This is a genomic window from Paenibacillus sp. SER-28 (assembly GCF_052906305.1).
Genome location: NZ_JBRECM010000002.1, coordinates 625,735 through 640,458 on the forward strand (window position 1 = coordinate 625,735; position 14,724 = coordinate 640,458).

Below are 14,724 nucleotides of genomic sequence, written 5' to 3' on the forward strand. Positions count from 1 at the left end.
GAACACCTTATTTTTCAGGTTTTTTTGAAAATCCGTAGCGATATCGCATAAATCAGATGTTATTCTTTATACATGAAGGACCGTGAACAGGGGGTGAAAACTTGAAATGGTATCATAAAGCCATATATTCATTTGCGAATGTTGTTCTTCCAGCATCAGTAAAACGGCAGATGATGGGCATAGGCAGGACGACAGTCCCAAAGAACTCTAATCCATGGGGAATATTCAATTGGCTTCCTAAAAAGCACCAACAGGCTCACAATATTGACCTTACTAAGTTGCAGAGCTATACAGCAGAGGAATTACTGGAACTTCTGATATCCGTTCATCCCGACGTATCCTATGCCTTATACACATACTTACGTATGGGAGATACCGAATTAACGTTTAGTGCAAAGAAGCCAAACGGGAACGCAGATAAGGGAGGGCAACGGGTGCTGGATGAACTTAAGGCCATGCTAAATACACCGCTACCTTCGCCGGGATACCAGCATGGACGCTCATTAGATAAACTAGACACGATCCAGCGGATGATGATTATGGTTCGTGGTGCATGTGCTGGAGAGGTAGTCTTGAATGAACTGTGCAATGATGTAATTGATATTGTTCCGGTTGATCCAGCGTTAATTTGGTTCCGCAGGGAGCCGGAGACTAATAGGCTTACACCGTGGCAATACGTGAAGAACCCGCGAAGGAACGCGAACGAAGAGTGGTTCGGTAATTACAAGAAGATCGACACACCAACGTTCATCTATGAAGAGTTCGATCCTATGGTGGATGATCCGTATGGTCGAACGCCAATGTTGCCAGTGCTTCAGGTAGTGTTCTTTCACCTGCAGGTCCTGTCTGATTTAAAGGCTGTTGTCCATAACCAAGGCTATCCAAGGCTTGATATCTCCATGTTGGAAGAAATCATGCTAAAGAACATGCCGAATAACTTGAAGAGTAATCCCGATGGTCAGCAAAAATGGCTTAAAGAGCGAATGGATGAGATGCTAAACCATTTCAACTCGCTTAACCCAGATGATGCGCTTGTCCACTGGGATAGCGTAAAAGTCGAATATCTCAAAGGCGGTAATTCAGGGCCGATGATTGATATTAAAAAGCTCATCGATATTATTGATACCCAAATGGCGACTTCACTCAAGACGCTGCTCACCATCCTTTCCAGGCATCAAGGATCAACCGAAACATACAGTTCAATTGACACTCAAATATATATCAAAAATGTAGAGTCCGCGCGGAGCGTAACCAAACGTTTCTGGCAGCGGGCTTTTTCGTTGTCCGCAAGAGTAAAGGGGATTCAAACAAAAGTTGAAGCTGACTATCTCCCTATTGATCTACGCTCAGAAAATGAGATTGAACGTGACCGACGTTCAAAGATCGACAACTACATCACAGCAGAGAAGAATTTCTACATCACACCGTTGGAAGCTGCTGAAGAAATACGTTGGACGCTTGGTATTAATGCCAAAATTCCTGCTGAATTACTTCCTTTGCTTGTAAAGAAGCATGAACCTGATTCGAATGAAGAAAATACTCCACCGGAGGGAGGTGAATAGAGAATATGGCTAAACCTACACCCGAACAATTAGCAAAGATTAATCAGTTGGCACGTGTTCCTCTTACTGAGGATGAAGCGTATGTTTTCCCTGCAAAGCTTGTAGGGGATCAAATCATACCTCGTCGGTTTTATCGTTTGACCCCTAATTTTCTAAGGAAGATGGCTGTCCAAGCAAGAGAAGGTGTATCATTGCTGTTGGATCACTCATGGGCCAACATGGGTGTCATGACAATACCACTCGGTAGAACTTTTGACAGCCGATTACAGATGGATGGCGATGAACTGGCACTTTATGCAGATCATTACATGAAACTGGGTCAAGAGGTCGGGGATATCAAGATTGACCAAATAGCTGAAGGTATTGATGCCGGAACTATATTTGATACATCAATCGGCTTTACGGTAACCAGTCAAACATGTTCAATCTGCGGTCAGGAGTATTTTGGCGGCAATTGCCCTCACATTCGCGGAAGGGAGTATGACTCAAAACTCTGCACTGTGGACATTAATGACGGCGACCTGATGGAAAACTCTCTAGTCTTTGACGGAGCTTACCCAGGTGCCGGAGTAGTCGGAATGAGCAATACATCTGATCTGCAATCAGCTATAAAATGTGAAGCTTTATCTGAAGATGCGAAGTCACTACCAAGTGGCGGACGCGTCTTTTATTCTTTTAGCGGCAAATCAGGCTTGGATGGATTTGTATTACAGCAAGACAAAAACAATGAGGCTGAAACACAGGCCAAAGGAGATGACACTGTGACAGACGAACAAAAGGCTGCATTAGCAGCAGCACAAACTCAAGCAACTGCGTTGGCAGCGGCTAATAGTGTACTTGGACAAATTCGAGCTACATTGAGTGTAGATAATGATTCCGACATTCTAAGCAAGCTTACATCATTGAGCGCTCAGGCTGCTGATGGGGCGACATACAAGGTTAAAATTACTGAACAAGCATGTGGAGCTGGTGTTCGTGCTCTTGGTGAAGCCTTTAATGTAGAGGCGATGAAAACAGCACTGTCTCATCTACCGGTATCTGAAATTGAAAAGATCGGCGCAACGTATGAGGCGCAGGCACAAGCTGCTTTGGGTGGCGGTGGTCGCCATACACAAGGTGACGATGTAAACCTTCCTGAGGGAGCACTGAATGGAACATCACCAACTAACTCACAAAATGATGGTGGCGAGAAAACGCCAGAACAACTTAAAGCATTAGCTCGTGAAGAAGCTCGGGCGGCACTTAAGAATACAGGCAGGGGTAATCTGCTGAAGGAGGATAAATAATTATGATGCAATCTCAATATAATGGTGCTCCTGGTCCCGGACAGGTTATTACTCAAGAGTTTACGGAGATACTTGCGTCTACTGACCTTCAGGCTAAACTCCCAGGAGGGATTTTGCTGAAAAAAGGACAAGGAATCTTGAAAAAAGGGACGGTTATCGGCAGGATCACAGCGGCTGGGGCGGATAAAGACAAGGCAGTGGCTTACAGCGCTTCGGCAACCGATGGTTCCGAAGTAGCCTTGTGCATTCTGGATAATGACCACGATACCACTCTTTCTGATATCGGCGCATCCGCATGGATTGCAGGCATTTTCGAATCATCTAAATTGACAGGCATTGATGCGGCAGCTAAAACAGCGCTGAAGCTTTGCTACTTTGTATAAGGGGGATAATCACACATGGCAAACGTACTTGATCCATATTTCCTTACGGAAGTCGTCCAGAACATTCGGACGGATATTAACAGTTTTCGCGGGGCTCAACTACTGACAAATGGCGTTGACTTCAAACCTGAACTTGGACTCACCATCGAATATGACGTTACTTATGACGACACGGGGATGACACCTGCTACTGGGCTGAATGATCCTTCACCAATTCATACGTCTCCTGTGGTGAAACATATGAACTTCACGAACCAGGAATGGAGAGAAAAGTCCATTATTGATCGTGAAAAGATTGCCACTTTGAGAAAGCCAGGTAATAACTTGCAGCAACAGTGGGCAGAGGAGTATATGGTAGATCAACTGGTCAACTTGAATGTGCGGCTTGAGACACGTTTTGAGTGGATGCGTTGGCAGTCCCTGACCGGCAACCTTATCGTTCCAGCAACAGCAAACAAACCTGCCAGAACGATTGATTACGGCGTCCCTGCCACTAACAAGCCAACGGCAGATGTGCTCTGGAGCAATACGGCAACCGCTGATCCGCTGAAAAACTTGGATGAGTGGCTCCTTCTATTCCGGGGAAGTGGTGCAAGAGGAGTTAAGATTCTGGCCAATAAAAAGGTAGACAGCTACATGAAGCAAAATGAGAAAATTCGCGAATTGATTAGATACACATATGGCAAGGATGTTGTAACTGATGGCTCACTTTCTGAAATTGTCAGCCAAAATTTGAGCGGGCTTCAGTATGAAGTTTACGATGGTGGCTACATTGATGATACCGGGACGTTCTACCCGTTTATTCCTGATAATGCCGTAATTATCATCGGTCAAGGCATGACAGGCTCCATTATGGATCTTGTTACAAGTCCAAATAACTATGAGGATATTTTTACAGGCCATACTGGGAAATTTGCTCTCACCAAACTGATTCAAGGTGACCCTGATCAATGGCAAGTCATCAATGGTGCGACTGTGCTGCCGCGGCTGAAATACGTCAACTGGCATATCTTCGCTACAGTGGCGTAAGGGGGAGAACTCAATTTATGACAACTGTAAAAGTATTGGTTGATGCTGTTGGACAATACAATGCCGGGGACATCGTAACAGATGCCCCTGACGGTCTTGTAGATATCGCAAAGAAAGAAATTCGTAATGCGGCAACCGGACAATTGCTTGCGGAAATTGTAGATGATAACGGGGCTGTTGATGGTTCTCCTTCAGAACGGGAGTTGCAACTTCAGGCCGAATTAGAACAGTCCAAAGCGCGAGAGACAGAATTGCTTGAGCAAATTGATATTCTTCAGTCCGATGGTGAGTTGAAAGAATTGAAAGCTTCAGCTAAGGAATTAAAAATACCCGGATACACCAAAATGAGTATTGAAGAATTGAAACAGGCTATCAGTGCTGCTGGCGGTGCAGCAGATGGCAAATAAGATACTCATTACAGAAACATATCATGAGGAAATTAGAGGGCGTCTAGGCGTTGGTGAGGATGTAATATCCGATGCTGACATAGACGCTCTTTCTGTTTTGCCCATTGGAGAATCGAGGATTGTAAAAGCCGTTCCTGATTATGCTGAGTTAACTGGTGATGATCAAACTTATGTGTATGCAGCAGCCGTTTGTATGGTTGCTGCCATACTGGCCCCTTCCATGACAGCGAGAATCAAGAAGTCTAAAAAGGACTTTGACTTCTCTTTTGAAAATCAGGTTGTTGATTGGAGAAAGTACGCTGTTCAGCTTGTTGATGAAGCCTATGAGTTTATCGAGTCCATATCAATAGTACAGCAAGGGACAGATGTTCCGGTATTCGGTGTAGCTGGGCCGACCCGGGCGAGAGAAAGGCGGCGTCACTAATGTTTAAAGACTTCGCTCATAGGCATTCACCTTGTACTGTCAATGGTGAGCCCGATGTCGTTATATTGTCTAGGGAAACGAAAGCCACAACGGTTATCGGAAAAGAGTATATGTACAATGGTTTGTTTTCTTCGAAATCATTTGTAAAGCCGGGAGATATAGTTCAGAACGAATCGTCTTATTTGGTACAGACTCTACGTACAACAACTGAGAAGGACAAGTACTGCTCTCTGATTAAAACGAATGCTTTAATCGAGGTGCAAAGATACCAGCAAGCTTATGATGCAAACGATAATCCGGTGGGCGATGCTGAATTTACATCGGTCGCTGCTGATGTTGTTTGCTTTGCACAGTATGTTACAGCGCAACTTCGGCAGCAGGAACCGGGATTACTATCGAGTACCGTATTTGTTTTGCAGATGCAAACGACTGTTGATGTAAAGAGGCCAGAGGAGGCAACTACTGCTATTCCTGACCGAATCGTTATGGGCGGGAAGACATACCAGGTAGATGCAGTTGATAGGATGAAGTATCCTAATCTGCTGCACGTCCAGCTTTCAGAGGACCGCCGATGATTACAGGGTATGATTCAGTAAAAGCGGCGAAGGATCTGGAGAATAAGCTCGCTGTTGAAATTACTGGGCTAACGAAACTGGTCATGCTGACAGCCAAAAGCGGCATACGGTACTATCCAGCAGTTCGGGACCATTTAGAGATGCACATGTTCGTGCTTGCTAATCAAATGATTTCAGGAGATATCACCGCCGATTATTGGCAAGCATGGCTTGAACAGTTTGGCAAAGGCTCCAAGATGGCAGACAGCAGCCAAAACCCCGGATTGGTGACCTACATGAACAGCGAAGCATGGAACCGTCTGAGGTCCAAAGGTGATCGTATAATTGTAGGTCGTTCCCGTGGTAAGTACCGAGCGATAGACGGAACTATGAGGGAATCAGGTGGTGGGTATGCTGGAGTAGACTTGGAGGAGCTTGCGGAGCGCGGTGATATTGATCCTTCATTTAGAGCCACACCACCAACCTACTTTTTGCGTATTGCAATCCAGTCCAACCGCAAGCGTATCTTGGACGGTATTAGCCGTGTCATAACCGAGTTTCCGTATCACAGATACTTCAAGGAGGTAAAGGAGTGAGCTTACAGTTAATTGACGCTGTTCAGGGTGCTTTGAAGGCAGATACAGAGCTTATGAACATGATGAAGCTTACTCCTTCATCACCATCTGCTGAGGTCGTGAAACGATTTACGAAAGGCATGGAGCCTGAGATAACAGTTTCAAAGGATACAGTTCCACATATCTGCCAATATGTCATGCCGGGACGATATGCCGCTAATCCACTGGTGTTCGAAGGTAAGTTCTGTATCGACTTTTACGGTAAGACAGCATATGAAGCAAAGCTTCTATTTGAAAGAGCATTCAAAACCTTGCACGAAAAAAGGTTGTTTGCCCAGGGGTTTATGTCCTATCTTTGTGTGCTGTCCCATGACTCAGATTTTGCTACTGGCATCCAAGGGGCCAAGGGGTACAAAGCAATTTTCGATGTTGATTACTTAAGAATGAATTGAGGTGAACTTAAATGGCAGAAGCAGCAGTATGGAAAGTAACCGGGAGATCCGGTGATCATAACGGTATTAACCACGTTGAATATGAGCTGCTGGATTCAACACAAAAGCGAGTTTCTTTGGCTAGAACCAACGTATCCAGTATTGAAAAAGATGGGGTTAAAATTGAACCGGATGATCAGGAAACTCTATGGTTTAGTGAAGCAAATGCAACCAAGAAGTACAAATTCAATGTAGTTACTATTGCTGGTACAACTTATGAATCCGAATTGAATTGGACTCAACCGAATCCTCCTAAACCAGAACCTACCGAGTGGGATACGCTGATTGCTGAAAAAATCACGCTTGCTAAAGGATTGGGTATTATGGGTGTCTGGAATCCAAAACAGGGTTACAAGCTAACCAAAGAGTACAGTCGTATTGCAGAAATTGATAAGCGTTTATGGGAACTGGTCAAATAACTGATCATTTCTTTTTTGTTCACACATAAGGAGGATGAAACTATATGCAACCTTTAGTATTTGATGGCGTGGGGTCAGCGCAGGTCTATGAAGAAGGCGGAAGGCTCAAGTTTCTTGATGATAAAATCACTAAAGTAACTTTGCAATTGCAGTTTGATTGGGACAAAGTAATGGGCGGCGATAGTGGATATGCATTCCACTATACTGCTAAGGATTTAGGGGATAAAGCCTCTATGGAGGTTCCTCGTTATTCAGACATCCTCGCTGAGTTGTCTCAAGGGGCCGAATCAGAAAAAGGTACGGTTCAATTTGACGAAGTGGAGCAAGGATTCTTGACTGCTACGGATGGTTATCAGCTAAAAGCGCCTTCAAAGTATAGCGGAACTTTTATCGCTAAGAGTGACCGTGTGTATTTAAAAGATACTGCCTCAGGAGAACTCACTGAACTGACTCGTGTAGCATCTGCTCCAACAGCAGAACAGTATGTAATTACCGAGGGTAAAATTACATCTGATGTTGCAAACGAAGGGAAGTTAATCACTGTTACGTTCAAATGGTCAAAGGAGAATGCTACAAGAAGTAGCTTAAGCGGTAAACGCCGTCCGAAACCATTTAAACTGGTACATCGCTTTTCATTAACCGATGATCGGAACGGCAAAGAAGTCCCTTGCCAGCTCACTATTTGGAAGGCTCTCGGCGGCGGGACTTTGGACGTGTCCCAAGAGCGCAAAAAGCCAACCACCAATACATTGGCGCTGGAGATTATGGAGCCGGATATCACACCTGAGAATCCTAATGGATATGCAGTAGAAATCATTTTCGGTATCTAATTAATTACTAACCCAACCCTCTACCACTAAAGGTAGGGGGTTACATACATTGAGGAGGAAACTTAAATGACAGACAAACAATTGGATAAAACGCTTAATATAGGTTCAGAAATTCGGTTGGCAGAGGGCATCAAAAAGCATGTGAAGATCGGGACCATTGCATTGATTCGTCAGGTTCGTGAAGAGATGGACGGTGTAGCACACAAGTTTTCGTTTTCTATCGGTCGAAAGAAATGGGAAGCTACCGAGGAACGGGAGGCTGTTGACTGGCCTAAAGTGGAGGAAACGTACAAAAAGGCGTTTAATCTCGTGCTGGTTGAGGAAATAACGGAAAAAGAGTACGAACAGATTGACCAAGACGGTATTGCAGAACTGGATGATTTGTTAGACCGATTTCTATTCTGAGTCGTTTCCTCCAGATGAAGAGTCAGATGAGGAAGATGAACAGGAGGAGTCTAACCCTGTCGAGGATGAGCATGAAACGGACTGGTTAGAACTTTGGGCTTTATGCGTGAGTAATGGTATTTCAGATTCAGAATGGCCTAATATGACTATTCCAAAGATTAGAGCGCTGATGAAGGCCAAGAACAGAAACCGGGAATTTGAAATCATTCTCCACGGTGGTAAGGTGGAAAATAAAAAGCCGAAGAAGGTCAAGTCATTATCTGATCTTGGCTTCTTCGCAAAGTAAAAAACTAAGAGGCATCCGCAATCATGCAGGATGCCTCTTTTTCTGTATTTAGGTCAGGAAACTTTTCCTGAACCATTTGTGAGGTGGATTAAGTGGCAGACTTAAATAAAGATGTTGTAGGCGCACGAATAAATCTGGACACTAGCAAGATACTTCCGGCGTTCAAAGTTATCGACAGTGGAGCAAGAGCCAATGCCGAATCGTTTAAAATACTGAATGCTGAATTAGGAGTAAGTGAGAAGAATTTCAAGTCCTTAGCCAGTAGCGCAGACAAGTTTGCTCTTTCAGCAGAGGACAGACGGAAGAAGATCCTTGCTGAATCCGAAGCTCTTGTTAAGCAACGTACTGCACAGGCCGAATTAAATACGGCACGGAAGAATCAATTAGATCAGGCCAATAAGGTAACCGACGAGAAGCTTAGAGCACAGCAGGCCATTGTAAAAAAGCGTGAGGATGCAATTGAGCAACAGGAACGAGAGCATCTAAAGCGGATGGAAGCCCTACAAAACAAGGCGACATCAACCGGACAGAAAGCCGCTAAAGTTTCCGGGGCAGGAACGGATGATAAGACGCGTGAACGTGTCCTCATGCAAGAACAGGCTATCCGTATGAAGTTGCAACAAATGGCGGATAAGGAAGCACAGCAAGCAAGGAAGAACGCTCAAGACTATGAGAAGTTCTGGATTAATGCTTTACGGACCAGAGAGCAGAAGGAGGCACAAGTTCGAGAGAAGGTTCTTCAGGAAGAGCAAAAAATCAGGCGTTCATTAAGCCAAACCGAAACGCAGATGAAGCAAACCTTTAACATTACGCCAAGTTGGATAGGCAAGCTTGGTGATATGGCTACCCATGCCGCTGTATTCCACACGGCATATGCAGCTATGCATAAAGTACAGGAAGCTTTAAGAGAGGGTATAGTCGGCATTGAATCTAATATGGCAGGCTACGTCCAGACGAATGAGCATTATTTCCTTGAGTACAACGAGGGTACTAAGGAAATGGTGATGAACACTGAGAAGTTGCACGACGAGACAACCAAGTTTATCCGGACGGCTCATGATCTTGGTTCAGAAATCATGGATGTTACCGAATCAGCACGTCTGTGGGGCCGGATGTATAAGGATGCAGGCGTTGTTCAAGAGATGGTACGTAAGTCCACAATGCTCAGTACTGTAGACCTTGTATCCTTGGAAGATGCGACGAAATCTATGGAGTCTACCTTTGCTCAGTACGGTGTACAAATCAAGGACAGCAATGACGCTATGGTGCTTGGTGGACGCGTACTGGATTCTTGGTCCAAGGTTGCCCATGACACGATGGCCCCGGCTAGAGACTTGGGAGCTGCCTTTGAACGGACAGGTAAGATAGCGGCGGAAACTGGCGTTTCATTTGACTTTATGAATGGCTTGATTTCAGCTGGTATACGTAACACGGCGCTGAGCGGGGAAAATCTAGGTAACATGTGGAAGACAGTTCTGGGTACAATCCGTACAGATAAAGCCGTCGCAGAGATTGAGAGATTAGGAGTTCAAACAAAAGAAGTTGTAAATGGTACAGAGCAGTGGAAAAGGGCAGAAGACATTCTGTTAGAGTTGTCGACCAAAGTAATCGACAAGAATTATGATCTTACAAAATCATACGCGGATATTTCACGCGGTGTCTATCAATATGCTAAATTGGCTGCTTCCTTAAACGCAGGGGATATCTTGCTAGGTACAGCAGCGTCTATCGGTTCTACCGGATCGACAATGGAATACTTGAAAGTTCAGATGGATACCATTCAGCGTAAAGCAGCTCAAACCAAGGCTTCGTTGTTAGAAATATTCAACAATGCTGGTGATGATGGTTTGAGAAGAACGATCAAGGATGTATTGGATGCAATTGACCAACTACTTATCGGGCTTACAAAACTTCCTTCCGGCGCGTTTGAGGGAACGGCAGCTATCGGTGGTCTACTGCTTGCCTATAAAGCCCTGAGCGGCCCAATCATGAGTGTAATTGCTGCTGTGAAAGTGTTAACCACAGCGAAGGCAGCGGAAACCGCTGCTATTGGCGCTAATACGGTAGCTAATAACGTTAATATCGTTTCCTCACAAGGAGCAACTCTTTCAACAGTTCAGAGAGTCGCCGCTACCGAAGGGGCTACAGTAGCACAAGGAGCGTTAATAGTGGCTACTGAAGGAGCTACAGTAGCTACGAAATCATTGTCTGTTGCTCAAGCGACAGCGACAGTGACGACAGCAGCAGCAACGGCAGGATTGAGTCTGCTTGTTGGCGCAATTGCGCTTGTTGCCATGAATAGTGGTAAAGAAGAAAAGGCTGCTCGTGATAGAATCCAGAACTTAAAAGATGAAGATTCGGCATCTCAACAAATGGTTAGCCAATATCAAAGACAGATTGAATTAGTACCTAAATTAGCTAATGCGCATCGTTCTCTTGAACAGTCACTTAAACTAAGCACTGGCTCGGCAGAAAAGGAAACACAAGTAAAAAAACAACTCGAAGAGGTTTCAAAAGCGCTGGTCATCACTCTTGGAAAAGAAGGAGCTAAGCAACTTGAAGCTGCTGGTTATACCGATGAAGCTGTACAGGTGCAAGTCGCAGCTTTGAACAAACTCATCGAGAAGCAGAATGAAGCCCGAAAAAATGTATTGAAAGATCAGCAATCGCAATTACTGGACCAACAAAAGCAAAAAATAAATGAAATCACAGAAGCCACCAAAGAACTGGAACGAGTAAAGAAAATCATTGCTAATCCGATTGGAGATTTTTTAGGGACAGGGGAATTCAAAGAAGACGCTGCCAAATTAGAAGAAAAAATCAAATCGTTAGAACAAGAAAATAATAAGCTTACTTTATCTGTAACAGAAGTAGGAGTCGCTTTAGGCCAAGCAACTGTTGAAACTGATCAATTTGCAGGGAAAGCTGGAACAGCAACCGAAAGTGTTAAATCACAGGAGGAAGCCCTTGCTGATTTAAGAGAGCAGATTCAGGGCAATGGTCAGGCTATTTCTGAGATGAATATTGTTTTAAATGATCTGGCCAATAAACAGTCCATGAACGCAGAAGCTGCGGCAGAGTTAATACTCAAATACCCTCAATTAGCTTCAGAGATTTACAAAACATCTGAGGGGTGGGCCTTCGAAAAGAATGCAATTGAAGTTGTTCGTAAAGCTAAAATACAAAAGGCTATAGACGATCTAAAGTCAGAAAAAGCTTCTAGTTTAAGTACAAAACTTGAGTCTGATGACCGTATTGCAGTTTACATTAAAGAGGCTGGGGCGATTAAAAGTCTTGCTGAATTGAAAGCTAGATTGAACGGAGTTATGGCTCAAAGTTCATTAGATGTTTTTAATAAACAAAAAGAGCTAAACAACATGACTGGAGTGAAATCTTTCCTAAGTGCCCCTTTTCAAAACCAACTAAATCAAGATAAGAAAAACATGGAGAAGAGTAAAAAAGACATAGGCGAAATATATGGTGGATACGAGAAAGATATGAAGGAATATGACACTCGTATCAATGCTCTAACCAAACTATATAATGACCCTAAATTTGGTGTGAGTTCTTCTGGATCAAAAAAAGAGAAGGGAAGCGGGGGCAAAAAAGGCAAGAGCGATGCGGAGCGTGCAGCCGAAAAAGCAGCTAAGGACGCTTCAGCGGCACGAAAAGATAGTTATGACAACGACATTGATAACTTTAAGTACATCGCTGAACGAAATGAATGGTCTATAGACCAACAGGTTGCAGGATACAAACGATTGGCTCAGCGGCATAAGCAATATCTTATCGAAGATAAGGATGCAATGAAGCAATGGAGCCGAGATGTTCAGAAACTGAACGATTCCAGGTATCAGGAAGATGTTGAGAACTTAGAGCGAAGAACCGAACGTATGCGACAGGCCAATAAACAGGAAATTGAAATGGTTAAAACCAGCCTGGACTTTTACAAAAAGGAGCAAAATAAAAATTATCTTCTTCCTGCTAACCGTAGAGAGATTGCCAAACAAATCTATGATTTAACCGTCAAATACAATGAGCTTCGTTATCAAAACAGTGAGAAGTGGATTGATAAAGAAACTTCCAAAATGGAGATGGCAGGGCAAACCCAAATTTCTATCCTCAAAATGGAATATGACGCTTATATGCGTATGAGTAAGGCAAAGGATCGTACCGCCGAACAGAGTTTTGAGTTGCAGCAGAAGATTTACGAGAAACGTAAAGCTCTGGAAGATGAGTTTTTGTCAGACTTCCAAAAAAGAATCAATTACCAGAAGAGTATGGAAGCCATATCTGTTTCTGATCAGCTTAATGCATGGACAAAAATGCAGGCTCTTTACAAAGAAGGATCAGAACAACGGATGGAAATTGATGTACAGGTCCATGATTTGAAGAAGCAACTTTTGGAGGATCAGAAGAAGGCTGCTACCGAAGCTGCCAAGAAGGAAAAGGAAGCACTTGAAAAGACTCGGGATGATGAAGTAAAGCGGATTGAGGCGGAACGGGATGCTTTTATCGAGGCTCAGGACGCTAAAATTAAGGCCATAGATGACTTGCTTGCCAAAATGCAGACAGCTAACGAAGACGAGGATTATGAACGTGCAATGGCGGAGAAACAAGCGCGCCTTGCCCTGCTACAGTCTGCTGTGGGTCCCGAAGGTATAGCTGAACGGAAACAGACTGAAAAAGATATTGAAGATATGCAGCGGGAACATAACCGGACGCTTGCTAAGCGTGGATTGGAGGATCAGAAGAAGAAGCTCCAAGACGAGAAGACTGAACGGGAAAAGGACTACAATGACCAGATTGAAGCTGCCAAACAGCATTATGATCAGCTTGCTGAAAAATACGATGAGTATTCAGACGGAGTTGAATCCAAAGCAGAAGATTTAAAAAATACTCAAATCTCAAAAGAAACTGAAAAGAACGCGGAGATTTTGCGTCAGTTGGATCAGTTTATTGCTGATTATCAGATGAAAATGGCTGAAATTAATGCAACCTCGTTGTCTGCTTCTTTGGATACAGGTTCCTCAATCTCTGAAAAAGACAGTGACTTGGCGCGATATAATTCCAATATTGATAAATGGTACTCGGCAGGCACTGCTGAGAAGGGCAAGCTGCACGAAGAAAATGCTGCTCTGCGGAATAAGTATGGCATTAAGAAGGATACAGGGAAACTTCAAAAATTCCATTCTGGCGGGATCGTTCAAGGCCAGAAGGGAGCAGAGGTACCCGTCATTGCCCGTGAAGGGGAAATGTATTTGAATGGTCAACAACAGAGCAACTTGTGGAAAATTATCAATTTTAAGATGCCGAAACTTAATTTCTCTATGCCTGATTTTTCAATGCCAATGGCTTCGGGCGGTTCAAATCCGCAGCAAATCAGCAACCAGTTCGTAATAAAATCAGGTGATACTTATATTGAAGACGAATCCGCAGCAAAGGTGTTTTGGAGCGAAAGGGACAACTTTGTACGGAGGTTGCAAACGAGGGGAGGCAAGTCTTAATGATAGACGCTACGGTGGATGGGAAATCCTTTAAATCCATTGGATTAGGGCTTAAAACTCACAATATACCTGTGTTACCCCCAACAAAAGACCATAGCCTTGAGATAGCTGAGAGGGATGGAGAGTTGGATTTTGGCAGCACGTATGGAGCGCGGTTAATCAATCTCGAATGCGTCCTAATGGCTGATGATACTACCCTTGATTACCATAGGAGAGTCGCCCAAGTGGCGGCTCTTTTTAATGCCAAAAAAGGGGATATCGTATTTACATTTTCTGATTTGCCGGGAAGAAGGTATATAGGACGGTACGCAGGAACTCTGGATATTGAAAAGATACTTTGGGATGGGGAGCTTACCATACCAATCAAAATGGGGGAGCATCCGTTCCCGGAAAGCGATGAGAATATCAAAGAAGTTATCATTACTCAATCGCCACAAACAGTGTCGGTCATTTCTACAGGAGATGAAAGAGCCAGTCCTATTATCGTCCTGACTAACATCGGTAATAACGACATACGGAATTTCCGTATCGCAAATGAGTATCAAGTAGAATAGGAGGTCTTTATA

At 44.0% G+C, this 14,724-nt stretch carries 15 protein-coding genes; all 15 read left to right on the forward strand.

The features are described 5' to 3' along the window. Positions 1–101: 101 nt before the first annotated feature. The 15 genes from ACUYLD_RS08360 to ACUYLD_RS08430 all read left to right on the forward strand — a co-directional run bounded on the left by ACUYLD_RS08360 (position 102) and on the right by ACUYLD_RS08430 (position 14,712). Positions 102–1,562 (forward strand): hypothetical protein, encoded by a 1,461-nt coding sequence (locus tag ACUYLD_RS08360; protein ID WP_446674773.1) that lies wholly within the window; start codon positions 102–104, stop codon positions 1,560–1,562. Positions 1,563–1,567: 5 nt separating this feature from the next. Next, positions 1,568–2,848, forward strand: a complete 1,281-nt coding sequence (locus ACUYLD_RS08365; protein ID WP_446674774.1) for a hypothetical protein — start codon at positions 1,568–1,570, stop codon at positions 2,846–2,848. 2 nt (positions 2,849–2,850) lie between these two features. Continuing rightward, on the forward strand, positions 2,851–3,231 hold the full coding sequence (locus tag ACUYLD_RS08370; protein WP_113050255.1) for a head decoration protein: 381 nt from the start codon (positions 2,851–2,853) through the stop codon (positions 3,229–3,231). A 15-nt stretch (positions 3,232–3,246) separates the two neighbouring features. Continuing rightward, on the forward strand, positions 3,247–4,260 hold the full coding sequence (locus ACUYLD_RS08375; protein WP_113050254.1) for a major capsid protein: 1,014 nt from the start codon (positions 3,247–3,249) through the stop codon (positions 4,258–4,260). Positions 4,261–4,277: 17 nt separating this feature from the next. After that, the gene (locus ACUYLD_RS08380) at positions 4,278–4,667 is read left to right on the forward strand and encodes a hypothetical protein (protein ID WP_446674775.1); all 390 of its coding nucleotides are present in this window, start codon (positions 4,278–4,280) and stop codon (positions 4,665–4,667) included. Beyond that, the gene (locus tag ACUYLD_RS08385; RefSeq protein ID WP_446674776.1) at positions 4,657–5,091 is read left to right on the forward strand and encodes a hypothetical protein; all 435 of its coding nucleotides are present in this window, start codon (positions 4,657–4,659) and stop codon (positions 5,089–5,091) included. The genes ACUYLD_RS08380 and ACUYLD_RS08385 overlap by 11 nt, the downstream gene beginning before the upstream one ends. Next, entirely contained in the window at positions 5,091–5,666 is a 576-nt protein-coding gene (locus tag ACUYLD_RS08390) for a hypothetical protein (RefSeq protein ID WP_446674777.1), read from the forward strand. The genes ACUYLD_RS08385 and ACUYLD_RS08390 overlap by 1 nt, the downstream gene beginning before the upstream one ends. Further along, entirely contained in the window at positions 5,663–6,241 is a 579-nt protein-coding gene (locus ACUYLD_RS08395; protein WP_446674778.1) for a hypothetical protein, read from the forward strand. Before ACUYLD_RS08390 ends, ACUYLD_RS08395 begins: the two co-directional genes overlap by 4 nt. Further along, positions 6,238–6,672 carry a hypothetical protein gene (locus tag ACUYLD_RS08400; protein ID WP_346834515.1) on the forward strand — a complete coding sequence of 145 codons (435 nt, stop codon included), beginning with the start codon at positions 6,238–6,240 and terminating at the stop codon, positions 6,670–6,672. Before ACUYLD_RS08395 ends, ACUYLD_RS08400 begins: the two co-directional genes overlap by 4 nt. Positions 6,673–6,683: 11 nt before the next feature. Continuing rightward, a complete protein-coding gene (locus ACUYLD_RS08405; RefSeq protein ID WP_446674779.1) occupies positions 6,684–7,130 on the forward strand; it encodes a hypothetical protein in 447 nt (148 codons plus the stop codon). A gap of 44 nt (positions 7,131–7,174) precedes the next feature. Further along, positions 7,175–7,960: a hypothetical protein gene (locus ACUYLD_RS08410; RefSeq protein WP_446674780.1), complete on the forward strand. Its 786-nt coding sequence runs from the start codon at positions 7,175–7,177 to the stop codon at positions 7,958–7,960. A gap of 66 nt (positions 7,961–8,026) precedes the next feature. Then, the gene (locus ACUYLD_RS08415) at positions 8,027–8,365 is read left to right on the forward strand and encodes a hypothetical protein (protein WP_446674781.1); all 339 of its coding nucleotides are present in this window, start codon (positions 8,027–8,029) and stop codon (positions 8,363–8,365) included. 142 nt (positions 8,366–8,507) lie between these two features. Further along, entirely contained in the window at positions 8,508–8,651 is a 144-nt protein-coding gene (locus tag ACUYLD_RS08420; protein WP_179085966.1) for a hypothetical protein, read from the forward strand. Between the two features lie 92 nt (positions 8,652–8,743). Then, the gene (locus ACUYLD_RS08425; RefSeq protein ID WP_446674782.1) at positions 8,744–14,158 is read left to right on the forward strand and encodes a transglycosylase; all 5,415 of its coding nucleotides are present in this window, start codon (positions 8,744–8,746) and stop codon (positions 14,156–14,158) included. Further along, positions 14,158–14,712: a phage tail domain-containing protein gene (locus ACUYLD_RS08430; RefSeq protein WP_014599917.1), complete on the forward strand. Its 555-nt coding sequence runs from the start codon at positions 14,158–14,160 to the stop codon at positions 14,710–14,712. Before ACUYLD_RS08425 ends, ACUYLD_RS08430 begins: the two co-directional genes overlap by 1 nt. The last annotated feature ends 12 nt before the right edge of the window (positions 14,713–14,724 follow it).

Coding starts and splice junctions, on each gene's coding strand:
- ACUYLD_RS08365 (WP_446674774.1), top strand. CDS start 1,568: ATGGCTAAACCTACACCCGAACAATTAGCAAAGATTAATCAGTTGGCA.
- ACUYLD_RS08370 (WP_113050255.1), top strand. CDS start 2,851: ATGATGCAATCTCAATATAATGGTGCTCCTGGTCCCGGACAGGTTATT.
- ACUYLD_RS08375 (WP_113050254.1), top strand. CDS start 3,247: ATGGCAAACGTACTTGATCCATATTTCCTTACGGAAGTCGTCCAGAAC.
- ACUYLD_RS08380 (WP_446674775.1), top strand. CDS start 4,278: ATGACAACTGTAAAAGTATTGGTTGATGCTGTTGGACAATACAATGCC.
- ACUYLD_RS08385 (WP_446674776.1), top strand. CDS start 4,657: ATGGCAAATAAGATACTCATTACAGAAACATATCATGAGGAAATTAGA.
- ACUYLD_RS08390 (WP_446674777.1), top strand. CDS start 5,091: ATGTTTAAAGACTTCGCTCATAGGCATTCACCTTGTACTGTCAATGGT.
- ACUYLD_RS08395 (WP_446674778.1), top strand. CDS start 5,663: ATGATTACAGGGTATGATTCAGTAAAAGCGGCGAAGGATCTGGAGAAT.
- ACUYLD_RS08405 (WP_446674779.1), top strand. CDS start 6,684: ATGGCAGAAGCAGCAGTATGGAAAGTAACCGGGAGATCCGGTGATCAT.
- ACUYLD_RS08410 (WP_446674780.1), top strand. CDS start 7,175: ATGCAACCTTTAGTATTTGATGGCGTGGGGTCAGCGCAGGTCTATGAA.
- ACUYLD_RS08415 (WP_446674781.1), top strand. CDS start 8,027: ATGACAGACAAACAATTGGATAAAACGCTTAATATAGGTTCAGAAATT.
- ACUYLD_RS08420 (WP_179085966.1), top strand. CDS start 8,508: ATGACTATTCCAAAGATTAGAGCGCTGATGAAGGCCAAGAACAGAAAC.
- ACUYLD_RS08430 (WP_014599917.1), top strand. CDS start 14,158: ATGATAGACGCTACGGTGGATGGGAAATCCTTTAAATCCATTGGATTA.